The sequence below is a fragment of the uncultured Dietzia sp. genome, assembly GCF_937873725.1.
Taxonomy (GTDB): Bacteria; Actinomycetota; Actinomycetes; order Mycobacteriales; family Mycobacteriaceae; genus Dietzia.
In genome coordinates, this window is sequence record NZ_CALMYY010000085.1 from 1 (window position 1) to 21,563 (window position 21,563).

Sequence of the window (21,563 nt, forward strand, 5' to 3'; positions counted from 1 at the left end):
GACGGCGACGAGACGGCGACGAGACGGCGACGAGTCGGCGGCAGGGCGGGCGGACTCAGAGTGCTCGGGCCGTGGTGAGCGGCCGCAGCGAGACGGGCAACCCGTCCCCGGGATAGGGCAGCGAGTCGTTCTTCATGGGGGGGACGTAGTCGAGCGGGACCGACCATTCGAAGTGCCGCAGCAGCGCGCTGAGGACGAGCTTGGACTCCAGGTTGGCGAAGATCATGCCCAGGCACTTGTGCACCCCGCCGCCGAAGGGCTCCCACGCGTAGCGGTGCGACTTGTCCTCGCGGCGTTCAGCGGAGAACCGCTCGGGGTCGAAGAGCTCCGGGTCCGTCCAGTACTCGGGCATGTGGTGTGAGAGCAGCGGCATCACCGAGACGAGCCGTCCCTCGGGGATGGGCACGCCCAACACCTCGGTGTCCTTGACCGCCCGGCGGGCGAGCACGGGCACGGGCGGATGCAGCCGGAGCGTCTCCTTCATCACCAGGTCCAGGTCGGTGGTCTCCTCGATCTGGGCGAGTGTGGGCGACGGGCCGAGTTCGACGCACTGCCGCCGGCACCGCTCCTGCCACCCCGCGTCCCGCCCGAGCTCGTAGACCATCGAGGTCACCGTGCTGGTGGTGGTGTCGTGCGCGGCCATGAGGAGGAAGATCATCTGGTTGATGATGTCGGCGTCGTCGATCCCGCCGGAGGCGTCGGCCACCTGACACAGGGCCGAGAACAGGTCCTCGCCGGGGGTCGCGCGGCGGGCGGGGAGGTGGCGGCGGAGGAAGTCCTCGAGCAGGCGCCGGCCGCGGGCGGCGCGGCCCCACTTGGTGAACGGCAGCGCGGTGGAGCGGACGTAGCCGTTGGCGGCCTGGACGCAGTCGACAAAGGCCTGGTTGACCCGCTCGATCTCGCCCGGCTCGGCGTACTCGGCGCCGCCCATGAAGACCTCGGTGGCCAGGTCCAGCGTGTGGGACTTGAGCGCGGGGTAGATCTCAAAGGCCCGGTCCGGGGACCAGGCCGAGATGCCGGACTCGACCAGCGGGGCCAGCCTGCGGGCGTAGCCCTCGAGCCGGGGGCGGGTGAACGCCTCCTGCATGATGAGCCGGTAGTGGTGGTGCTCGGCGAAGTCCAGCAGCATCAGGCCGCGGTCGAAGAACGGGCCCACGAGGTATCCCCAGCCCGGGCCGTTGGCGAAGGCCTTGTCGGCGTTCCGGAGGGCGACCTGGCAGGCGTCGGGGCCGATCAGCGCTGTCCAGGTGGCGCCGAGGAAGCTGAGTTCGGAGACCGGGCCGTGGTCGCGGTACCGGCGGGCCATGGTCGCCAGCGGGTCGTGCACGTACTCCAGGGTTCCGCCGAGGATCGGGAGCCGGGCGCGGAGCGGGGCCGGGCCGGGTCGGTAGACCGGATCGCGGGGATCGCCGACGATGGACATGCAGCACCTCTTTGTCTGGTGCCCCCAGTCTGTGACCGCGCTCACAGGCCTGTCAGCGGAATTGCGAAACCGGCGGTGTCGTTTCTCACGCGCGGGCGACGAGCGCGGCCACGTCCACCCCGTCGGGCAGCGCGCCGTACTCGGCCGAGCGGTCGTCCCCGAGGCGGGCCAGGCAGAACGCCTCCGCCACGGCCGCCGGCGCGTGCTCGAGCAGCACCGCGCCCTGCTGGGCCAGCGCCATGGCCTCGACCAGCCGGCGCGCGATCGCCGGAGCGGCCGCCGGGTCCGAGGCCGCCCGCCCGATGAGCCCCCGCACCCGCTCGACGTGTCGGTCGAACAGGTCGTGGCGGCCCAGCCGGGCGGCGAGCTCGGCGTCGAACGCGGCGACCGACTCGGGCTCCCGGGCCATCGCGCGCAGGACGTCGAGCGCGATGACGTTGCCCGAGCCCTCCCACACGGCCAACACCGGTTGCTCCCGGTAGCGGCGGGCGAGCGGGAACGCCTGGGTGTAGCCGTTCCCGCCGAGGCACTCGAGCGACTCGTAGGCGTGGTTCGGGCCGCGCTTGCACACCCAGTACTTGGCGACCGCGGTGGCCAGCCGACGGTAGGCGGCCGACTCCTCGTCGTCGTACGCCGCGGCCAGTCGCACGGCCGTCCACGTGGCGGCCTCCGCCTCAAGCTGCAGGTCGGCGAGCACGGCGGCCATCGCGGGCTGATCCACCAGCGTCGCGCCGAACGCGGCGCGGTGGCGGGCGTGCCACGCGGCCTCCGCCACGCCCTGCCGCATCCCGGCGGTCGCGCCCAGCACGCAGTCCAGGCGCGTGCGGCCGACCATCTCGATGATCGTGCGGACCCCGCGGCCGGGCTCGCCGACCATCCAGCCGAGGGTCCCGTCGAACTCCACCTCCGACGAGGCGTTGGACTTGTTGCCCAGCTTGTCCTTGAGGCGTTGGACCAGGAAGGGGTTGCGGTCTCCGCCGGGCAGGACGCGCGGGACGAGGAAGCAGCTCAGGCCCTCCGGGGCCTGGGCCAGGACCAGGAAGGCGTCCGACTGGGGGGCCGAACAGAACCACTTGTGCCCCCGGAGCAGGTGGAGGCCGTCGCCGACGTGCTCGGCGGTGGTGGTGTTGGCGCGGACGTCCGACCCGCCCTGCTTCTCGGTCATGGCCATGCCGAACAGCACGCCCGACTTGGTGGCGGGGTCGCGCAGCTCGGGGTCGTACACCCTCGACAGCAGCGCCGGCTCCCACTCGGAGGCCAGTTCCGGGCTGAGCCGCAGCGAGGGGACCACGGCGTGCGTCATGGACAGCGGGCACCCGTGCCCCGCCTCGATCTGGGAGACCAGCATGAACCCGGCGGCCCGCTCGACGTTCGCGCCCGGGCCGGGGTCGGCCCACGCCGCGGTGTGCAGCCCGTGCTCCACGGAGAACCGCATGATCCGGTGGTAGGAGGGGTGGAACTCGATCTCGTCGACCCGGTTCCCCCACCGGTCGTGGGCCCGGTGCACCGGGGTGAGGGTGTTGGCCAGCTCCGCGTCGTGTTGGTACTGCTCGGTGCCCACGTGCCGGCCCATCTCGTGGAAGCCCTCGGACGCGGCCCCGCCGGACCCGGGCGCGAACACGCCCACGGCCTCCCGCAGGGCCGGGTTGAGGTCGAACTCGTCAACGTCCACGCGCGGCGGCGCCTGGTTGAACACCTCGTGGGTGGTGCTGTTGTGCGTCGTGGCCATGGGGTCTCTCCTACGACTTGAAGTACATCAGCTGGTGGCTGGTGGCGAGCAGGGTGCCGGACCGGCTCCACAGCCTCGCGGTCTCGTCGTGGTAGTTGCCGTGGAAGCGGCGGGAGTGGACGCTGCCCAGGATGAAGTCGGTGCCCTGGGCGGCGATCTCCTCGGCGGTGGCCAGGTAGTGGATCGAGAGGGTCACGGTCCCCGCCGGAACCGGGCGACCGAGCCGCAGGAACGACCGCGGGAAGAACGAATCGCACAGGGCGGTGAGCGAGACGTGGTCGAGAGCGCGGGTCGGCTCGTCGCGGATCCACATCGTCGTCGTCGACTCCCGGCTCGCCTCGCCGTTCGCGACGGCCTCCCACCCGCCGGTGACGAACCGCATGTCGTAGTTCTCCACCCACCGCACCCCGCGGTCCGACCCGGCCGGGGCCAGGTCCTCCGGCGCCGGGACCGCGGGCGGGGCGGCCTCGGTCTCCGACCACGTCTCGCGGCGCAGCGCGGTGATGGCGGTGGCGGTGGTGACCACCTGGCCACCCTGGCGCATCTCCAGCCACCAGTGCTGGTTGGAGTTGTTGGTGCGGGCGGGGCGCACCTCGATCTCGAATCCGCCGTCGGCGACCGGCCCCGCGTAGTTGAGCGTCAGCGCGAGCGGGTCGCCGCGCCGCTCGGGGTGCTGGAGGATCGCCTGGAGCATCACCGCGGCGGTGGTGCCGCCGAACGGACCGACCATGTTGGCCCACGCGTCGACGGTCCGGCCGCGGACCAGGTTCTCGCCGACCCGCTCGAGTGCGACGGCCTGGTCCAACGCGTGGGCGGGGGTGTCGCGACCGGGCACGGTGTCCTCCTGCTGGGGCGGCGCGGCCGTTGCGCCGCCGGGTTGTCCCACCGTACCGACGCGGCGGAAGGGGCGACCGCGATCCGACGGCACAGACTAGTGTGATGCATGTCATCATCCGGGTGGCGGCAATCCGAGAGAAGACGACCTCCACCCATGTTCTCCACCCTCCGTGCACTGACCTCCGCCGGCGTGGCCGCGGGCCTCCTCGCATCTGCGGTTCCCGCCGCGTCAGCGGTCAACACCGACTCGCTCGCGCCGCCGCTCGGTAGGTGCGACGTGGATGTGCAGCGGGTCGCCGCCGAGACGCCGGGGCCCTTCCCGGGGGTCGGCTGGACGGTCGGCCAGCAGGGGAACCTGTGCGGCGAACTCGGTTACCTCTTCCTGGAGACCGCGGGCGGGACCGTCTCCTCGCCGACCACCGTGGTGCTCTTCCACCGGGGAGAGAAGACCGCGACCCAGCCCGGGGCGACCCCACGGGTTCTCCTGGGGCAACGCGGCGACTTCCACGTGGAGTTGCGTGTCCAGCAGGAGCCGGTGCCCGGTCAGCCGAACGCGGCGGCCCACTACGACTCCACGATGTACGTGTGGAATCCTTTCGCGGGCGCCGGTGATGCCACCGCGATCGGGCCGTTCCCTCCGGGGATGACCCTGTAAGGGGGACGGCGGGTCGAGGGCTGCCGACGTGATCGGAATGGGTGACGACGGGGGTGGGGGCCCCGGGCAGTCGAGGGCCCTGGTCGCCGCCCTGGCGGCCGCGTCCGCGGTGCTCGTCGTGGCCATCGGCGTGGTCATCGCACTGATCCGTGTAGACGGCGCGTCAGAGACGGGACCGGCGGCGGTCCCCACCGATTCGACCACCACCCGATCGGCCTCCACCACCACCAGGCCGTCACCACGCCCGACGAGCAGTGTCGCCCCGGTGCCGACGGCGGCCCGGCAACGGGGCGCGGTCTGCGACGCGCTCGTGATCAACGCCGACCTCGGCTACCCCGACAGCGGTGCCCGCATCATCGACTGCGGCGCCGGATGGGCCGTGATGGCCAGCGAGATCTCCGGCGATCCGTTCTGGGTGGCCTATCGGGGAGGCAGGTGGCAGTCGGTCCGCGACGTGTCGATCTACCAGTCGACCTGCCCCGACGAGGCCATCGCCAGGGGCGCCCCGGCGTGGATGGCGATCAAGCACCTGGGGCCCTGTCCCACGGCGACGCCCCCGAGCTCGACCTCGCGCGCGACGTCGACAACGGCGGCCAGTTCGACCGCGACGCCGCCCACCTCCACGCCGCCCACCTCCACGCCGCCGACCGCTACGCCGTCCACCTTCACGACACCGACCTCGTCGCGGGCCGCGGCGGGGTCGCCAGCCGGCTTGACCGGCGGGTAGCCGGCCGACCCGGCTCCCCGAGCCCTGTTCTGGCGTGATTCCGGCGTCAGCCGTCGAGGAAGATGTCGAGTTCCAGCTGGTCCATCGGACCGCCGTAGACCGAGAGATCGGTGACGCCCTCGGAGGCGAGCACGTCGTCGTCGATGAAGAAGTTGCCCGAGCACCCGCGGGGGTCGCGGGTGAGCACGGCGTGCGCCGCGTCCGCCATGATCTCCGGGGTGCGGCTGCGCGCGACCATCTCGGCTCCGCCCAGGAGGTTGGCGACCGCGGCGGTGGCGATGGTGGTGCGCGGCCACAGGCTGTTGGCGGCGATCCCGAGACCGCGGAGTTCCTCCGCGAGCCCGAGGGTCACCAGGCTCATGCCGTATTTGGCGATCGTGTACCCCAAGTGCTTCCCGGCCCAGGCCGGGTTGAGGTTGATCGGCGGGGAGAGCGTGAGCACGTGGGCGCCGTCGGACTTCCCCAGATGCGGGAGGGCCGTCTTGGCGAGGAGGAACGAGCCGCGGCAGTTGATGTCCTGCATGAGGTCGTACTTCTTCATGGCCAGCTCGGACGTGGGGGACAGGTCGATCGCGCTCGCGTTGTTGACCACGATGTCGAGTCCGCCGAACGCGTCGACGGTCCTGTCCACCGCCTCGCGGACCGAGTCCTCGTCGCGCACGTCGCCGACCACCGCCAGGGCCCTCCCCCCGGCCGCCTCGATCTGGGCGGCGGCGGTGTGCACCGTCCCCTCGAGCTTGGGGTGGGGCTTGTCGGTCTTGGCGAGCATCGCGATGTTGGCGCCGTCGCGGGCCGCGCGTAGCGCGATGGCCAGGCCGATGCCGCGACTCCCGCCCGACATGAGCAGGGTGCGTCCGGCGAGGGATCGGGGTGACTCGGTCATTGATCAGTCCTTCGGTGGTGGTGGCGTCAGTGACGGGCTGGTGACGGCGGGGGGCTGCCGGTCAACGGGAGACGGCGTCGTCCGTGCCGCCCACGGTCTTCCGCAGTTCGCGCTTGAGCAGCTTCCCGGTGGCGGTGCGGGGGAGCTCGTCGGAGAACCGGACCTCGGACGGCGCCTTGAAATGGGCGATCCGCGAGCGGGTCCAGAGCCGGAGGTCCTCGGCGTCGACGGTGGAGCCCTCGGTGCGGACGACCACGGCCATCACCCGCTCGCCCCATTTGTCGTCCGGGACGCCGATCACGGCGACCTCGCGGACCTCGGGGTGCTGGTACATGACCTGTTCGACCTCGATCGGGTAGACGTTCTCCCCGCCCGTGATGACCATGTCCTTCTTCCTGTCGACGAGCGTGTAGAACCCCTCGTCGTCCACGCGGGCCAGGTCGCCGGTGTGGAACCAGCCGCCGCGCAGGGCCTGGGCGGTCTCTGCGGGCTTGCCCCAGTAGCCGACGAAGACGTTGGGGCCGCGCACGCACAGCTCACCGACCTCGCCGCCGGGCACCTCGTGGCCCTCCTCGTCGAGGATCCGGAAGTCCATGAACTGCACGGGACGACCGATCGAGCCGGCGTGGTCGACGACGTCCTCGGGCTGCAGGCACGCCGCGTTGGGGGAGGTCTCGGTCATGCCGAAGCCCTCGGTGAACTCCATGCCGTACCCGCGCAGAGCGTGGATGACGGTGATCGGGCACGGTGCTCCGCCGCTGATCGCCGATCGGAGCGTGGACAGGTCGCGGGTGCTGATCGACTCCGACTGCGCCACGGCCGCCCACATGGCGGGGACGAGGAACGCCTTGGTCACCCCGTGCTGCTCGACGGCGTCCAGCCAGAGGTCGGGGGCGAAGGCCTCCATGATGAGGACCGTCCCGCCGACGAAGAGGAACGGCAGGGTGTGGACGCCGAGCGCGCCGATGTGGAACAGGGGCGCCGCGGAGACGGTGATGTCGGTGCGGCCGATACCCGAGTCGAATCCCATGGCGTTGACCGCGTTGTGGAAGAAGTTGCCGTGCGTGAGCATGGCGCCCTTTGGGCGGCCCGTGGTGCCGGAGGTGTACATGAGCACGCAGACGTCGTCGTGGGAGACGTGGTTCTCCACGCGGTCGGGAGAGCCGCCGGAGAGGAACGCCTCGTAGTCGCCCCCGCCGGCGCCGGCGCGCTCCCGGACGGTCGGCACGGTGACGGTTCCCCGGATCCGGGTGTTCTGATCGGTCGCCGCGTCCGCGAGTTCGGTGAAGGCGGTGCTGTGGAACAGGAACGACGCCCCAGAGTCCTCCAGCACGTACGCGACCTCCGACGGGTGCAGCCGGAAGTTCACCGGGACGGCGATCGCGCCCAGCTTGGCCACCGCGAAGTAGATCTCCATCATCTGGGGGCTGTTGAGAAGCAGCAGCGCCACCCGGTCGCCGCGCTGGACGCCCCGCAACGTGAGCGCCGCGGCGAGCTGGTTGGTGCGGGCCTCGAACTGCGCGTACGTCGTGGTGGCGCCCCCCACGCCGTCGATGAAGGCGATGCGAGCCCCGTTGCGGAGGGCCTGTCGGGTGGCCCAGGAGCCGTATCCGGAATCAGTCATGGTGTGACGATAGCCACTCGATCCCAAACAAACAATCCAGACGGATTGTTTTTCTATACGCGGTGTCGCGGGAGCCCGTGTGGCACCATCGCGGGGATCAACGAGGAGGAACGAGACCATGCCGCCGCTGTCGGAGCCCAAGCAGGACCGAAGCCGGGCCACGCGCCTGCGCCTCCTCGAGGCGACCGTGCACTGTGTGGCCTCGATGGGCTGGACCGCCTCCACCAACGCCACCATCGCCGACGCCGCGGGGATCAGCCGCGGCGCCCTGCAGCACCACTTCCCCACCAGGGAGAGCCTGGTCGTGGCCGCGCTGGAGTACATGTTCGACAAGCGCACCTCTCTCGTGCTGGCCGTGCCGGTGCCGGAGGCGACGGGGGCGCAGCGCGTGCACTCCGCGGTCGAGGCGTTGGTCGAGGTCTACTCCGGCGATCTCTTCCGCGCCGCTCTACAGGTGTGGGCGGCGGCGTCCGTGGACGACAGGGTCCGCGAGGCCGTGATGCCCCTCGAGCGGCGCTTCGCCCAGGAGGCCCACCGGCTGGCGGTGCGGCTCCTGGGGGAGGTCGACTCGGATCCGGACGTCCGTGCGCTGGTCCAGGCGACCCTCGACCTGTGTCGAGGTCTGGCGCTGGCCGGGGTCCTGACCGACGACTCCACGCGGCGCGGGTACGTCGTCACGGCCTGGGCCGATCAGCTGGCGCGGGGCCTCGGCCACGCCGGGTGAGACCGCCCGCGCCGCCACGGACGCTCAGCCGCGTCGGATGAACTCCTCGAGCGCCGCCCACGTCTGCTCCGGCGCCTCCTCCACGAGGAAGTGCCCGGCGTCGATCGGACGGCCCTCCGCGCGGGGGAGTCGCCCGCGCCAGACCTCCAGCGGGTCGACCTCCGCCCCCACCTTGCCCCTCGATCCCCACAGCACCAGCGTCGGCAGGTCCGGGCGGCGGTCGAAGTCCGACGCGTCGTGCTCGAGGTCCACCGTCGCGCCGGCCAGGTAGTCGCCGCAGATCGCGTGGATCACCCCGGGCCGCCGGATCGCCTGCTCGTACTCGGCCAGGGCGCGCGGGTGGAAGGCCTCGAGGGGGGAGTACAGGCCGGCCAGCGCCGAGTGGAGGAACCGCACCGGGTCGTCGACGATCATCGGCTCCGCGATCTCGGGCCGCGCGAGGAAGCCCCAGTGGTAGTACGCGCGGATCATCTCCGGGGTCATCCGCCGCCACACCTCCGTGGTGGGCAGGATGTCGAGCAGCGCGACGCGCGCGACGAGCCCCGGGTGGTCGAGCACCAGCCGGTGGGCGGTCCGGGCGCCCCGATCGTGGCCGATGACGATCGCCTTGCCGTCGTCGCCCCGTCCGAACCCCCGGATCAGGGCGGCGACGTCGGCGGCCATGGCGCGGAAGGAGAAGTCGTCATCGTTGCACACGGACGCGCCGTACCCGCGCAGGTCCGGCACCACGACGGTGTGATCCGCCGCCAGGCGGTCGGCGATCGGGTGCCACATCGCGCCGGTCTGCGGGTAGCCGTGCAGGAGCACCACCAGCGGGCCGGAACCGCCGGCCCGCACGTGGATCCGGGCGCCGGGCGTCTCCACGCTGCCCGGCAGGAACTGGGAGAAGAGTGCGGTCACGTGGGCTCCTCGGTGATCGGCGGCCTCTCGCGCGACCCTACAGAGGGTAAAGGGGTCCGGCGCCGGCGCGGACCGGCGACAATCGCACCATGCAGCGATCCCCCCGCCCGACGTTCACCGAGCTCACCGCGGGACGTGCGTTCCCGCCGATGTCCGGACGGAAGGGCCCCGACCTGGCGGCAGCCGGGTACACCGAGTCCGAGTGGACCGCCTCGGGCCGGGCCCTGTCCTACCGCGCGGACGCCACCCCGGAGGACGGGCGCTTCGAGCTCACCGAGGCCGACTCGGCCCCCTTCGCCACGCGCGTGCTGGTGCGCCGACCGCAGGCCGGGGCGTTCAGCGGCGTGGTCCTGGTGGAGTGGCTCAACGTCAGTGGAGGGCAGGACGCGGCACCCGACTACACCTATCTCGCCGACGAGATCCTCCGGGCCGGACACGCGTGGGTCGGCGTGTCGGCGCAGTTCATCGCGGTCGAGGGCGGGGACGCGGCGGTGGGCCTCGGCGGGCAGACCACCGGGCTGCGGGCCCAGCGGCCCGAGCGCTACGGCGACCTGCACCACCCCGGGGACGCCTACTCCTACGACATCGTCACGCAGGTGGGCCGGTCCGCCCGCCGGCCGGACGGTCACGGGCCGCTCGCGGACCTCACCCCGCACACGGTGATCGCGGTCGGCGAGTCCCAGTCGGCGTTCGCTTTGACCTCGTACGTCAACGGCGTCCACCCGCTGGCCCGCGAGTTCGACGCGTTCCTCCTCCACAGCCGTGGAGCCGGGTACCTGCCCTTCGACGACCGCGGCCGCGGCGCGGACATCCGCGCGGCCCTGACCCGGGGCCCGGCCCGGTTGCGCGAGGACGTCGGCGTGCCCGTGGTGGTGGTCCAGGCCGAGGGCGACCTGGTGGGCCTGATCGGCTCGGCCCCCGCGCGCCAGCCCGACTCCGAGTGGGTGATGACGTGGGAGATCGCCGGACAGGGGCACGCGGACCTGTACCAGCTGGGGGAGTTCGCGCAGTTCGTCGACTGCCACGGCCCGGTCAACAGCGGCCAGCAGGTGTTCGTCCTGCGGGCCGGGCTGCGCCACCTGCTCGAGTGGGTCGCCGGGGGTGCGCGTCCGCCGGCCGCGCCGCCGGTGGAGATCGACGACGACGAGGTGATCGCCGACGAGCTGGGCAACGCCCGCGGAGGCGTGAGGACGCCGGCCGTGGAGGCCCCGGTCGAGCAGCTCACCGGCGTCCCCCACCCCGAGGCGCAGCCCCTGTGCATGCTCCTCGGCCGGACCGTGGAGCTGGACGAGCAACTGCTGCGGCGGCGGTGGCGGGATCGCGATCACTACCTGGGCGCCTACCGTGAGGCGACGGACCGGCTCGTCGCCGAGGGGTTCCTCCTGGCAGAGGACCGCGAGGAGATCCTCGCCGACGCCCGCCCGGAGCGCGTCACCTGGTGACGGCCCGGCCGGGGGGCCGGGTGCGCAGGACGACCGCCACGAACAGGGCCTGCGCGGCCACGTAGGTGGCCATCACCACCAGGTCCCGCCGCGGCCAGTCCACGAGCTCCGGGCGGAACGCGCCAAGGGCGATCAGCCCGTCGGAGAGCACGAACAGCGCACCGCCCAGCCCGCCGACCCAGCCGTGGCTCGCCGCGAGGTAGGCGGTCGCGGCCAGGAGCAGCCCGTAGACCACCACCGCCGGGGCCAGCGCCCCGGCCTGCGGCACGGTCACCGCGAGCAGGGCCGCGGCCACGGCGATGAGCAGCAGCGTGAACGCCAGCGGGGGACGGCCCCTGGGCACGCGGGTGAACGCCACGACCCACAGCACCTGCGCCACCGCGAACCCGCCCACCATCGCCAGGAACCGCGCGTCCTCGGGCACGACCTTGGGCAGGGAGTCGCCCACCCAGCTCGCGGCCAGCGCGCCGAGCGCCCACCGCCAGGAGGGTCCGCGGCCCTCGCGGGGCAACGCCAGCAGCACGACGGCCAGCGCGGGCATGAGCAGGACCTGTGACAACGAAGCCGCGGTCGCGGCGCCGGCCGCGAGCGCCGCCAGGTGCACGAGGGTCACCAGGGCGAGGGGGATCCAGCTCAGCACGCTCATGCGGAGGACGGTATCGCCCGGGGGTGCCCCGGCACCGGGCTACGCGGGACCTCGTCGTCGTGATCAGGCGCGTCGGGACAGGACGGCGTGCCACGTCAACGCCACCATCACCGCCGCGCAACACGCCACGCCCATGGCAAACGCGACGGTGATGCCCGCCTCGGTGGAGTAGGTCGAGTCGGACGGGTGGGCGGCGAGCACGGCGGCGGACAGCGCGGCGCCGACCGCCCCGCCGACCGTGCGCAGGACCTGGTTGAAGCTCACCGCGCTGCCGAGCTGGTCCGCCGCCACGCTGCGGGCGATCAGCGCGGGCATGGCGGCGTAGCCCGAGCCGATCCCGGCGCCGAACAGGAACATGCCGGCGGCCAGCGTCCAGAAGTTCGCGTGCGCCAGCCACAGCAGCACCGACGCCAGGGTCATCACGGCCGCCCCCACCGGGAGGAAGACCGCCATGTCCAGGCGCCGGGACAGGGCGCGGACGGCCCGGTTGGCCAGGAGGCTGCCCACCGACAGCGGGGCCATCATGAACCCGGCCCACATCAGCGGGACGTCCAGCCCGAAGCCCGTGGTGGTGGGGGCCTGGGCGACCAGGCTCGCGATGGACAGGCCGATGTACATGGCCGTGCCCAGCCCGATCGCGGTGGCGTTGGCCAGCAGCACCTCGGGGCGGCGGACCACCCGGAGGTTGATGAGGGGGTGCCGGGTCCGGACGCTGTGGACGGCCCACGCGGCGAGCGCCGCGAGCGACACCGCCAGCACGGCCAGCGCCCGCGGCGCGCCCCAGCCCCAGCCCGGCGCCTCGGAGATCCACAGCAGGAGCGTCGCCAGGCCGAGGCCCAACAGGGCGGCGCCGAGCAGGTCGAACCGGGTCCGCGGGGCATGCGGGTCCGGGCCGGCGGGGATGAAGCGCCACACCCCGACCGCGGCGGTGGCCACGAAGAGCGCGGCGAAGGCGAACGCGGCGCGGTGGCCGAACGCGGACGCGAGCACCCCCGTGAGCGGATACCCCAGCCCCATCCCCACCGACACCGTGACGGACAGGGTGGAGATCGCGGGTTGGGACTCGGGGTGACCCAGGTGCCGCCGGGCCAGGGCGATGGTGACCGGGACGGTGCCGTACAGCAGGCCCTGCAGCGCGCGGCCGAGGAGGAAGACGGTGAAGTCGGTGGCGACGGTGGCCACCACCGAGCCGGCGAAGATCACGCCGAGCGAGACCAGGAGCAGGCGCCGGGCGTGCGGCCCGTCGGCGAGGCGCCCCATGATCGGGGTGGCCACGGCGCCCACGAGGAGGTTCACGGTGAGCATCCACTGGGCGGCGCTCACGGTGATGCCGAACTCGGTGGCCACCGACGGCACCAGGAGCATGCCGAGCGAGCTGACGATCGCGCTGGTCAGCGCCGCGTAGACGAGCGCCGGGACGAACCTGCGGGGCGCGGGCCGGCGGTCGGTGGTGGTCACCGGACGTCCTCCGGGCCCAGCCGGCGGAGCAGGGGTACGGCCGCGGCCAGGGTGGCGCGTTCGGACTCGCTCAGGCCGTCGGCCACCGCGTGGATCAACCACTCCTGGCCCGCCGCGCGTTCGCTGACCAGGCGCTCCCGTCCGGCGTCGGTGAGGGTGACGAGCGTCCGCCTGCCGTCGCCGGGGTCCGGGCTGCGGGAGACCAGGCCCAGGTCCGCGAGCTCGCGGATCGCGTTGGCCACCGCCTGGTGGCTGATGCGCTCGCGGGCGGCGAGGTCGGTGGCGGCGAGTGCGCCGTGGCGCTCGAGGCTCGCCATGATCCCGGTCTTGCCCATGGACAGCGTCCGGTGCTCGCCGAACCGCCGCCACAGCGGGCGCAGGGCCTCGCGCAGGTCGGCGGCCAGGGCGGTCGGGTCGGGAGGGTCGGTCACCCCGCAGAGTCTACAACTAGATTGCGCAATCTGCTTGTAGGTAGGGACCCCCGTCCGGGTCTCAGTACGTCCCGCAGTTGACCGGCGCCGGCAGCCCGTCGATCCGGTCCGCCAGGTACTGCACGGCCCCGCCGAGCCCGGTGAGCATCGGCGCGGCGTGGTTGATCACCATCCCGGTGGCCACCGGCGGGGTGTGGTCGATCACCATGTCCACGGCCACCCCCCGCGCACACCAGTCGCGGCCCAGCTGCAGGGACTGCGGGCCGGCCACCACGTCGTCGTTCACCGGCGAGAGGATCCGCACCGGCGTGGTGGGCGTGAGCCGGCCGATGCGCTGGCGCTCGAGGAAGCCCATGATCACGGGGTCCTGTCGGGCGATGTCGCCGGCGGAGGCGCCGGAGGCGGTGAACTCGCCTGTGCGGCGCTGGAAGAACTGGACGGCGGTCTCGCCGATGCACTGATCCGAGGTGACCGCCAGCATCTGGCGACCCCGGTCGTTGAGGTGCCCGTCGAGCGCGTCCGCCATCTGCGGATAGGCCGCCACGAGGCTGTTCAGGGCGTACCCGATCACGCCGGCGATCGCGGAACCGTCGGCCTTCTCCAGGGTGGCCAGGAGGTCGGCGGGCGGCGAGCCGGCCGCGGTCCCCACCAGGTTGATCTCGGGCGCGTACTGCGGGTGGAGCTCCGCGGCCGCGGCCACGGAGCCGCCCCCCTGGGAGTAGCCGATGAACACCGTCCGCGGGCCGGGGCCGACGTCCGCGCCGGGCACGGTCGGGGCGGCCCGGGCGAGGTCGAGCACCGCGCGGGCGGACGCCTCACGGTTCACGTACGAGTGGATGCCCGGCGTGCCCAGGCCCTCGTAGTCGGTGATCGCGACCGCCCAGCCGCGGGCGAGCAACGCGTAGGCCTTGATCAGCTCGTAGCCCACCCCGACGCCAGGGGGGTCCGTCCGGACGGTGGCGAGGTTCTGGAACGTCGTGGACGGCGCGCAGTGGTCGCCCTGTCCCTGCGTGCCGGGCGCGATCACCGCGAGCGGTCGGGTGCCCGGGCCGGTCCACGGGGCGCGGGGCTGGAGGTAGGCGCCGGTCACGGCGATCTGCTGGCCCCGCGAGCCGACCGAGGTGTACATGATCCGCCGGGCGTCGGTGGACAGCGGGCCGGCGGCCGAGGTGAGCTGTTCCGCCCCCGGGATCGCCGGGAGGGCGCCGGCCAGCGGGAAGGCCTCGGTCCTGATGAGCGCGCCCGCGGCGGCGGGCAGCTCGGCCGGCGGCTGGTAGAACGCCGGAGCCGGGTGGGTGGACGAGCCCTGGGCGGCGGCGGGCGCGATCGCCGCCCCGCCGGCGAGGGTGGTGACGATGGTGGTGGCGAATGCGGCTGCGCGCATCGCGGTTCGACGAAGTGGCACGGTCCCCCCGGCTGCTGTGTTCTGACTCACGAAGTAAGCAGAGTCTAGGGTCGCCGTCCCCCCAGCCTGCGAACGGGGCCGCGCGAAAATCTCAGAGGACTCCTAGCTTGCCGGGGTAGCGGAAGGTGTCGCATCAACATAGTGTGTGTCCTATCTCACATCTCCGACGTGGGCACCCGAGAGGACGACCGACATGACCATCCACGCTCCCCATGTCCCCGATCGCGCGGCCTCCCCGGAGTCCGCGACGGCCGGCACGAGGAAGGCCCAGCCGGTGATCCAGAGCCGGGTCGGCGCCCCGGTCGCCCTGGCCGGTCTGGCGATCGCCCTGATCAGCCTGTACCTGCCCTGGGTGTCCGGCGGCGGCCAGTCCATCACCGGCATCTCGCTGCCCGACGTGCTGGGCCTCCGGGCCATCACCCCGGTGAACTTCCTCGGGCTGGTCGGCCTGTCCGTCCTCGCCGTGGTCACGCTCCTCAGCCGACTGGGCATCTTCGCCATCCTCAACGCGGTGACGGCGACCCTGGTCCTGGTCGCCCACCTGGGCTTCGTCTGGGTGCTCTACGGCTCCACCGGCACCTCGGAGCCGACCCTCACGGGCCTGTCCCCGGAGATGGCGGTGACCTACGGGCCGTACGTCGCCGTGATCGGCTTCGTGCTGGTGATCGCGGGGTCCGTCGCGGCCGCGATGTCCGCGGAGTACCTGCTGCCGGACCGGGCGGAGGGTCGGTTGCTCGCGCGCGGCTAGGCGCAACCCGCCGGACGAGGGCCGTCATCCGGGCCGACCGGATGGCGGCCCTCGCCTATCCCGCGGCCCGTCGGTGCAGCACCGCCCAGTGGGTGGCCAGGAACGCCGCGGTGACGCCGAACACCACCCAGGTGAGCGCGGCGGAGACCGGCCCGCCGACGAAGAATCCGAGGACCAGGGCGAGGACCCAGTCGACGACGAACACCAGCACCGTCAGCCCGAGCGCGAGAACGACACGACCGGGCGAGCGGCGGACGCTGCGCGAGGTGGACCACCTCGGCGTCGTCGCCAGGGCCGTGAGCGCCGGCAGCCCCGCCACGGCGACGACCAGCGGCAGGACCGGCGAGAGGATCCCGGCCACGGCACCGAGGCCCACGGCCCCCGCCGCGCCGGCCAGCAACCCGACCGGCGGTCTCGAGGCCGGCGGCATCGAGAACGTCGCGCCCGGGCGGACGGCCGAGGCCGCCGCCCACACGACCAGCCAGAGTGCGACGATCACCGCCACCACGGACGCGACCGCGCGGAGGGTGAAGCCCCACGTGCCCTCCGGCGTCGGGTCTCCGATCACCAGTACGGCCTGGACGAGCGCGGTGACGACGACGACGGGGATCGTCACCCGTGCGCCCCGCGCGAACCCCCGCCACGTCCCGATCATCGTGCGCCCACCGTTCCGTTGCGGTCGAGGACGCCCTGGACCGGCCCCGCGAAGAGGACGCGGTCACCGATCCTGAGTTCGAAGGAGGAGGCGTCCGCGGAGGTCGCGGTCGAGGTGATCGCCTCCCCGCCGGCGGTCTCGCCGGCACAGTGCAGCTCCCCGCCCGCGCCCTCGCACACCGGCGCGACGAGGATCTCGACGCCCTGCTCAAGGAGCACCTCGTTGGTCGCGTAGCGGAGGTCCGCGATCTCCGCGCCCCCCACCGGCGCGAGGGCGTCGATCTGCGAACACCCGGCGAGGGCCAGCGCCACGACGACCAACGCCGACACGGCCGACACCGCCGTTCCGGTCACGGCTCCGGACCCCGCGCGCGTCATCGCCCGGCCCGCCGCTGCTCGTGGACGAGGAGGCGGGCGCGCTCGCGCAGGTGCTGCTGCTCCAGCGAGGCGTCCGTGATGGTCTCCGTGTCGAACGGGGCGGGCAGCAGGAGCTCGGTGTTGCGGTCCAGCGCCGAGCCCCGTCTCATCAGGGGGTTCTCGGCCCAGTCGTTGGCCGCCAGCTCCCGGCTCCGGGACGCCAGGTCCAGGTATCCCCCGGACGGACCGGGGGTCGCCGGGGACGCGTGGTCGAGGACGGTCGAGAACAGCGACAGCGTCCCGTCGCGGTTGTCCACGATCTCGACGGTCTGTTGCTGCTGGGGGAAGTCGATGCAGGAGGCGGTGGTGATCTCCCAGAACCCGCCGTCGCCCCGGCGGTGGGCGAGGATCTGGTTCTGGTGGGTGTGCCCGTTGAGCCACGCCACCACCACGGGATGGGACGCCAGCAGGTCGATGAACTCCTCGGCGCCGTGGAGCCTCTCCGTGGAACCCGGCCGTCGCGCGCGGTTCTCCAGGGTCATGCTGTTGTGGTGGGTCAGCACCAGGACGAGGGTGTTCTCCGACCGCGCGCGCTCCAGTTGGCCCCTCAGCCACTCGAACTGGGTGGCCGGCACCGCGCCGTCGGCCCCGGCGACCGCGTTGCAGGTGTCCAGTCCGATCAGGCGCACGTGGGGCGTCACGTCCGCGGTCCACCAGGTCTCCCCGGAGTCGAGGTTGTGCTGGGTGAATCCGTGGCCGACAGGACCGGGGGTCTCCGTGGTGGTGAAGTGCTCCGCCATGAACTCGCGCTGCTCGAACAGGTACCGGCGCCGATCCGCGGTGACCCCTCGGAATCCCGGTCTGGTCCCCGAGCGGACGCCCCAGGCGTCGAGCAGCCGCTGCAGGGAGCTCGAGGTGGCGGCGTATCCGGCCAGGATCGAGGTCGAGGTGGCGGCGAGCGTGTGGGACTTCTCCGGCCCGACCGCCATCGCGTGCATCTGGGGGGACAGACCGAACGCGCCCAGCAGGAGCGTGTCGTGGTTGCCGTACACCGCGTACCACGGGACCGGCAGGCCCACCGACTCGACGGGTCGGGAGATGGCCTGGGTCAGCAGGTCCGGCAGCCGCGGGAAACCGTGGTCGCCGAACGCCCCGCCCGAGGGGTCGTCCGGCCGGTACGCCCACTCGGCGTCCCGCCACGCCTGCACGCCCTCGAACTCGGTGGGCGACCCGCTGTTCGAGGTCACCGGGACCCCGTCGAGGACGTCGATGTACCACCGCAGCTCGAGGTGGGAGTGCATGTCCGCGCTGTCCCCGGTGACCACCGCCGCCCCCAGCGGCGCCCCGGTCACCGGGCTGGTCGAGTTGTCCGCGAACGACTTGACCATGGCGGCGGTGACGTGGACGGTGAGCGGGTCCTGCGGGTGGAACGCCGAGGCCCACGTCGCGTGGTCCTGGACGATCATCGGCTCGATGCGGCAGGGGGACTGCGCGTCGATGACGTGCATGTCGGAGAGGTGCCCCAGGTAGAGGAGGGAGCGGCGTGAGTCCGCCCGGGTCGACGACGGCGCGGTGCGCAGGATGTCGAGCCGGGGCAGGTACTCCTCGCCCGGCCCCGCCGCGAGGGTGCGGTACGAGTTCGCGGGACCCTCTTTCCGGAGGATGGTCCCCGTCAGCGTGGACGGCGGCTCCTCGGGGGCCCGCTGGGCGGACGCGAGTCTGCCGCCCAGTGCGGCCGGGGCCATGGACCACAGGGCGGCGAGGGCGCCCACGCGGCTCACGAACTGGCGACGGGACAGTCCGGGCATGGCGCTCCTCCGCTATCGGCGTAGCGGAAGAGTAGCGCCGGATCAGGGGGGAGGGAATAGGGAGCGTGGCCCGACCCGGTGTCTGACCAGGCGTTCAGCGGCCGGTCCGGTGACCGTCATGCACCCCATACCGTAGGGGGGTATCGTATGAAGCATGGCCGAGCACGGATACGCCCCGCACAAGGAGGACCACCTCAAGCGGCTGCGCCGCATCGAGGGGCAGGCCAGGGGGCTGCAGCGGATGGTCGAGGAGGACAAGTACTGCATCGACATCCTCACGCAGATCTCCGCCACGACCCGGGCCCTGCAGTCGCTCTCGCTCAACCTGCTCGAGGAGCATCTGCGCCACTGCGTGGCCGGCGCGATCGAGCACGGCGGCCCGGAGGCGGAGACCAAACTCGCCGAGGCCAACGCCGCCATCGCGCGCCTGGTCAGGTCCTAACCCGCCGGCCCCCGCCCCACACCACCGTCCCGACCCGAGGAGAACACCATGACCGCCACCGCCACCTTCACCGTCTCCGGCATGACCTGCGGACACTGTGTCGCCTCCGTCGAGGAGGAGGTCTCCGAGATCCCCGGCGTCACGGACGTCGAGGTCGAGCTGGAGTCCGGCCGGCTCGTCGTCGTCTCCTCCGACCCCGTCGATCCCGCGGCGGTCCGCGCCGCGGTGGACGAGGCCGGGTACACGCTCACGTCGGGGGCGTGAGCGCGGTGACCACCGGCGAGCACACCGTCCTGGAGCTGCAGATCGAGGGCATGACCTGCGCGTCGTGCGCCAACCGGATCGAGCGCAAGCTCAACAAGCTCGAGGGCGTCACGGCCGAGGTCAACTACGCCACCGAGAAGGCGCGCGTGGAGTTCGCCCCGGGCGTCGAGTCCCGGCTCCTGCTGGACACCGTCGAGCAGGCCGGGTACTCCGCGCGCCTGCCGCAGCCGCGGACGCCGGCGCGGCACGACGCCGGCGCGGGCGAAGGCGCGGGCGAAGGCGCGGGCGCGGGCGCGGCTGGCAACGCCACCGACGACTCCGCCGCGCCCGACCGGGTGGAGAGCCTGCGCCGGCGCGTGATGATCTCTGCCGCGCTCGCGTTCCCCGTGATCGCCATGGCCATGATCCCGGCGCTGCAGTTCACCAACTGGCAGTGGCTCTCGCTCACCCTCGCCGCCCCCGTCGTGGTGTGGGGCGCGTGGCCGTTCCACCGCGCGGCCGCCGTCAACTTGCGGCACGGCGCGTTCACCATGGACACGCTGGTGTCGATCGGCACGTCGGCGGCCTTCCTGTGGTCGCTGTACGCCCTGTTCTTCGGCCACGCCGGGATGCCGGGGATGACGCACGGCTTCGAGCTCAGCCTCTCGCCCAGCGACGGCGCCGGCGACATCTACCTCGAGGCCGCGGCCGGCGTCACCACGTTCGTGCTGCTGGGCCGCTACTTCGAGGCCCGCTCCAAGCGCTCGGCCGGCGCGGCGCTGCGGTCCCTGCTCGAGCTGGGCGCCAAGGACGTCGCGGTGCTGCGCAGGGGCGTGGACGGCAAGGGTGTGGAGACCCGCATCCCTGTCGAGGACCTGCAGGTCGGGGACGAGTTCGTGGTCCGCCCCGGCGAGAAGCTCGCCACCGACGGCGCCGTGATCGACGGTGCCTCCGCGATCGACACCGCCATGGTCACCGGCGAATCCGTTCCCGCCGAGGTCGCCGAGGGCGATGCGGTGGTGGGCGGCACCGTCAACGTGGGCGGCCGCCTCATCGTGCGCGCCACCCGCGTCGGCGCCGACACCCAGCTCGCGCAGATGGCGCGGATGGTGGAGGATGCCCAGTCCGGCAAGGCCGCCGCCCAGCGCCTGGCCGACCGCATCTCCGGGGTCTTCGTCCCCGTCGTCCTGGTGCTGGCCGTGGCCACCTTCGCCTACTGGATCCTCACCGGCGCCGGCGCGTCCATGGCGTTCACGGCCGCCGTGGCCGTGCTCATCATCGCCTGCCCGTGCGCGCTCGGCCTGGCCACGCCCATGGCGCTCATGGTGGGCACGGGCCGTGGGGCGCAGCTGGGCATCCTCATCAAGGGCCCCGAGGTCCTGGAGTCCACCCGCCGGGTCGACACGATCGTGCTGGACAAGACCGGCACCGTCACCACGGGCACGCACGCGCTGGTCTCTACGGTTGTAGCCGACGGCGACGACCCCGCCGAGGTTCTGCGCCGCGCCGGCGCCGTCGAGGACGCGTCCGAGCACCCCATCGCCCGCGCGATCGCCGCCGGCGCCCGCGAGCGGGTCGGCGAGCTCCCGGACGTCCGCGGGTTCGCCAACGTGGAGGGTCTGGGCGTGTGGGGTCGCGTCGCCGCAGGCGGGGGTCCAGGGGAGGGGGGCCACGACGACGCCGTAGTCGTGGTGGGCCGTCCGGCCCTGCTCGCGGAGCGGAACATGCCACTCCCGGCCGAGCTCCGGCGGGCGATGGACGCGGCTGCCGAGCAGGGCCAGACCGCCGTCGCCGTTGGCTGGGGCGGCCGGGCGCGCGGCGTGCTGGTGGTGGCCGATCAGATCAAACCGACCTCGGCGGAGGCCATCCGTCGTTTCCGTGATCTGGGACTGACCCCGATCCTGCTCACCGGCGACAACGGCGCCGTCGCGGCGTCGGTGGCCGCGCAGGTCGGCATCGACCCCGGGCCCGACACGGTCATCGCTGAAGTGCTGCCCGCGGACAAGGTCGACGTGGTCCGGAGGCTGCAGTCCGAGGGGCGCGTGGTGGCCATGGTCGGCGACGGCGTCAACGACGCGGCCGCCCTCGCCACCGCCGACCTCGGGCTGGCGATCGGCACCGGCACCGACGCCGCGATCGAGGCCTCCGACCTCACCCTGGTCCGCGGCGACCTGCGCTCGGCGGCGGACGCGATCCGGTTGTCCCGCAGCACGCTGGGCACCATCCGCGGCAACCTGTTCTGGGCGTTCGCCTACAACGTCGCAGCGCTGCCGCTGGCCGCGGCGGGGTTGCTCAACCCGATGATCGCGGGCGCGGCGATGGCGTTCTCCTCGGTGTTCGTGGTGGCCAACAGCCTGCGGCTGCGCCGCTTCCGCGCAAGCGTCTGACGCCCCGCCCCCCGCCCCGCCCCCCGCCCCCCGCCCCCCG

The 21,563-nt window shown here is 72.9% G+C and carries 21 protein-coding genes; 8 read left to right on the forward strand and 13 right to left on the reverse strand.

Features of this window, described 5'->3' with window-relative positions:
* Nucleotides 1–55: 55 nt before the first annotated feature.
* The 3 genes from Q0444_RS08480 to Q0444_RS08490 all read right to left on the reverse strand — a co-directional run bounded on the left by Q0444_RS08480 (nucleotide 56) and on the right by Q0444_RS08490 (nucleotide 3,987).
* Entirely contained in the window at nucleotides 56–1,423 is a 1,368-nt protein-coding gene (locus tag Q0444_RS08480; RefSeq protein WP_299022959.1) for a cytochrome P450, read from the reverse strand.
* Between the two features lie 85 nt (nucleotides 1,424–1,508).
* On the reverse strand, nucleotides 1,509–3,152 hold the full coding sequence (locus Q0444_RS08485; protein WP_299022961.1) for an acyl-CoA dehydrogenase family protein: 1,644 nt from the start codon (nucleotides 3,150–3,152) through the stop codon (nucleotides 1,509–1,511).
* A 10-nt stretch (nucleotides 3,153–3,162) separates the two neighbouring features.
* The gene (locus Q0444_RS08490) at nucleotides 3,163–3,987 is read right to left on the reverse strand and encodes an acyl-CoA thioesterase II (RefSeq protein ID WP_291083130.1); all 825 of its coding nucleotides are present in this window, start codon (nucleotides 3,985–3,987) and stop codon (nucleotides 3,163–3,165) included.
* 156 nt (nucleotides 3,988–4,143) lie between these two features.
* On the opposite strand from Q0444_RS08490, the gene Q0444_RS08495 reads away from it, so the two are divergent.
* On the forward strand, nucleotides 4,144–4,644 hold the full coding sequence (locus Q0444_RS08495; RefSeq protein ID WP_291083134.1) for a hypothetical protein: 501 nt from the start codon (nucleotides 4,144–4,146) through the stop codon (nucleotides 4,642–4,644).
* Between the two features lie 37 nt (nucleotides 4,645–4,681).
* The gene (locus Q0444_RS08500; RefSeq protein ID WP_299022963.1) at nucleotides 4,682–5,371 is read left to right on the forward strand and encodes a hypothetical protein; all 690 of its coding nucleotides are present in this window, start codon (nucleotides 4,682–4,684) and stop codon (nucleotides 5,369–5,371) included.
* Nucleotides 5,372–5,417: 46 nt separating this feature from the next.
* Here Q0444_RS08500 and Q0444_RS08505 read toward each other — a convergent pair whose 3' ends face one another.
* Nucleotides 5,418–6,254 carry an NAD(P)-dependent oxidoreductase gene (locus tag Q0444_RS08505; RefSeq protein ID WP_291083137.1) on the reverse strand — a complete coding sequence of 279 codons (837 nt, stop codon included), beginning with the start codon at nucleotides 6,252–6,254 and terminating at the stop codon, nucleotides 5,418–5,420.
* A 61-nt stretch (nucleotides 6,255–6,315) separates the two neighbouring features.
* Nucleotides 6,316–7,878 (reverse strand): long-chain fatty acid--CoA ligase, encoded by a 1,563-nt coding sequence (locus Q0444_RS08510; protein WP_299022965.1) that lies wholly within the window; start codon nucleotides 7,876–7,878, stop codon nucleotides 6,316–6,318.
* A gap of 118 nt (nucleotides 7,879–7,996) precedes the next feature.
* Here Q0444_RS08510 and Q0444_RS08515 point away from each other — a divergent pair, with 118 nt between their 5' ends.
* The gene (locus Q0444_RS08515; RefSeq protein WP_291083146.1) at nucleotides 7,997–8,602 is read left to right on the forward strand and encodes a TetR/AcrR family transcriptional regulator; all 606 of its coding nucleotides are present in this window, start codon (nucleotides 7,997–7,999) and stop codon (nucleotides 8,600–8,602) included.
* Between the two features lie 24 nt (nucleotides 8,603–8,626).
* Here Q0444_RS08515 and Q0444_RS08520 read toward each other — a convergent pair whose 3' ends face one another.
* A complete protein-coding gene (locus tag Q0444_RS08520) occupies nucleotides 8,627–9,502 on the reverse strand; it encodes an alpha/beta fold hydrolase (protein ID WP_291083149.1) in 876 nt (291 codons plus the stop codon).
* Between the two features lie 89 nt (nucleotides 9,503–9,591).
* Here Q0444_RS08520 and Q0444_RS08525 point away from each other — a divergent pair, with 89 nt between their 5' ends.
* The gene (locus tag Q0444_RS08525) at nucleotides 9,592–10,944 is read left to right on the forward strand and encodes an alpha/beta hydrolase domain-containing protein (RefSeq protein WP_291083152.1); all 1,353 of its coding nucleotides are present in this window, start codon (nucleotides 9,592–9,594) and stop codon (nucleotides 10,942–10,944) included.
* Here Q0444_RS08525 and Q0444_RS08530 read toward each other — a convergent pair.
* From Q0444_RS08530 to Q0444_RS08545, 4 genes are all read right to left on the reverse strand, one after another.
* On the reverse strand, nucleotides 10,934–11,590 hold the full coding sequence (locus Q0444_RS08530; RefSeq protein WP_291083155.1) for a lysoplasmalogenase: 657 nt from the start codon (nucleotides 11,588–11,590) through the stop codon (nucleotides 10,934–10,936). The two genes, Q0444_RS08525 and Q0444_RS08530, sit on opposite strands and share 11 nt — an antisense overlap.
* Nucleotides 11,591–11,653: 63 nt before the next feature.
* Complete coding sequence (locus Q0444_RS08535; RefSeq protein WP_299022968.1) at nucleotides 11,654–13,048, reverse strand: MFS transporter; 1,395 nt, start codon at nucleotides 13,046–13,048, stop codon at nucleotides 11,654–11,656.
* Nucleotides 13,045–13,479 carry a MarR family winged helix-turn-helix transcriptional regulator gene (locus Q0444_RS08540; RefSeq protein WP_299022970.1) on the reverse strand — a complete coding sequence of 145 codons (435 nt, stop codon included), beginning with the start codon at nucleotides 13,477–13,479 and terminating at the stop codon, nucleotides 13,045–13,047. Before Q0444_RS08540 ends, Q0444_RS08535 begins: the two co-directional genes overlap by 4 nt.
* Before the next feature lie 61 nt (nucleotides 13,480–13,540).
* Nucleotides 13,541–14,863 (reverse strand): lipase family protein, encoded by a 1,323-nt coding sequence (locus Q0444_RS08545; RefSeq protein ID WP_291083165.1) that lies wholly within the window; start codon nucleotides 14,861–14,863, stop codon nucleotides 13,541–13,543.
* A 214-nt stretch (nucleotides 14,864–15,077) separates the two neighbouring features.
* On the opposite strand from Q0444_RS08545, the gene Q0444_RS08550 reads away from it, so the two are divergent.
* On the forward strand, nucleotides 15,078–15,632 hold the full coding sequence (locus Q0444_RS08550) for a hypothetical protein (RefSeq protein WP_291083168.1): 555 nt from the start codon (nucleotides 15,078–15,080) through the stop codon (nucleotides 15,630–15,632).
* A gap of 55 nt (nucleotides 15,633–15,687) precedes the next feature.
* Here Q0444_RS08550 and Q0444_RS08555 read toward each other — a convergent pair whose 3' ends face one another.
* The 3 genes from Q0444_RS08555 to Q0444_RS08565 are packed head-to-tail and all read right to left on the reverse strand — an operon-like array spanning nucleotide 15,688 to nucleotide 18,451.
* Nucleotides 15,688–16,287 carry a hypothetical protein gene (locus tag Q0444_RS08555; protein ID WP_291083171.1) on the reverse strand — a complete coding sequence of 200 codons (600 nt, stop codon included), beginning with the start codon at nucleotides 16,285–16,287 and terminating at the stop codon, nucleotides 15,688–15,690.
* On the reverse strand, nucleotides 16,284–16,640 hold the full coding sequence (locus tag Q0444_RS08560; protein ID WP_291083174.1) for a hypothetical protein: 357 nt from the start codon (nucleotides 16,638–16,640) through the stop codon (nucleotides 16,284–16,286). Before Q0444_RS08560 ends, Q0444_RS08555 begins: the two co-directional genes overlap by 4 nt.
* A 20-nt stretch (nucleotides 16,641–16,660) precedes the next feature.
* Nucleotides 16,661–18,451 carry a TIGR03767 family metallophosphoesterase gene (locus tag Q0444_RS08565; RefSeq protein WP_299022973.1) on the reverse strand — a complete coding sequence of 597 codons (1,791 nt, stop codon included), beginning with the start codon at nucleotides 18,449–18,451 and terminating at the stop codon, nucleotides 16,661–16,663.
* 154 nt (nucleotides 18,452–18,605) lie between these two features.
* Here Q0444_RS08565 and Q0444_RS08570 point away from each other — a divergent pair, with 154 nt between their 5' ends.
* Genes Q0444_RS08570 through Q0444_RS08580 form a run of 3 tightly spaced genes read left to right on the forward strand, consistent with a single transcriptional unit; the run spans nucleotide 18,606 to nucleotide 21,523 of the window.
* Complete coding sequence (locus tag Q0444_RS08570; RefSeq protein WP_291083180.1) at nucleotides 18,606–18,893, forward strand: metal-sensitive transcriptional regulator; 288 nt, start codon at nucleotides 18,606–18,608, stop codon at nucleotides 18,891–18,893.
* A gap of 48 nt (nucleotides 18,894–18,941) precedes the next feature.
* Nucleotides 18,942–19,157 carry a heavy-metal-associated domain-containing protein gene (locus Q0444_RS08575; protein WP_291083183.1) on the forward strand — a complete coding sequence of 72 codons (216 nt, stop codon included), beginning with the start codon at nucleotides 18,942–18,944 and terminating at the stop codon, nucleotides 19,155–19,157.
* Nucleotides 19,154–21,523 (forward strand): cation-translocating P-type ATPase, encoded by a 2,370-nt coding sequence (locus tag Q0444_RS08580; protein WP_299022974.1) that lies wholly within the window; start codon nucleotides 19,154–19,156, stop codon nucleotides 21,521–21,523. The genes Q0444_RS08575 and Q0444_RS08580 overlap by 4 nt, the downstream gene beginning before the upstream one ends.
* Nucleotides 21,524–21,563: the final 40 nt, after the last annotated feature.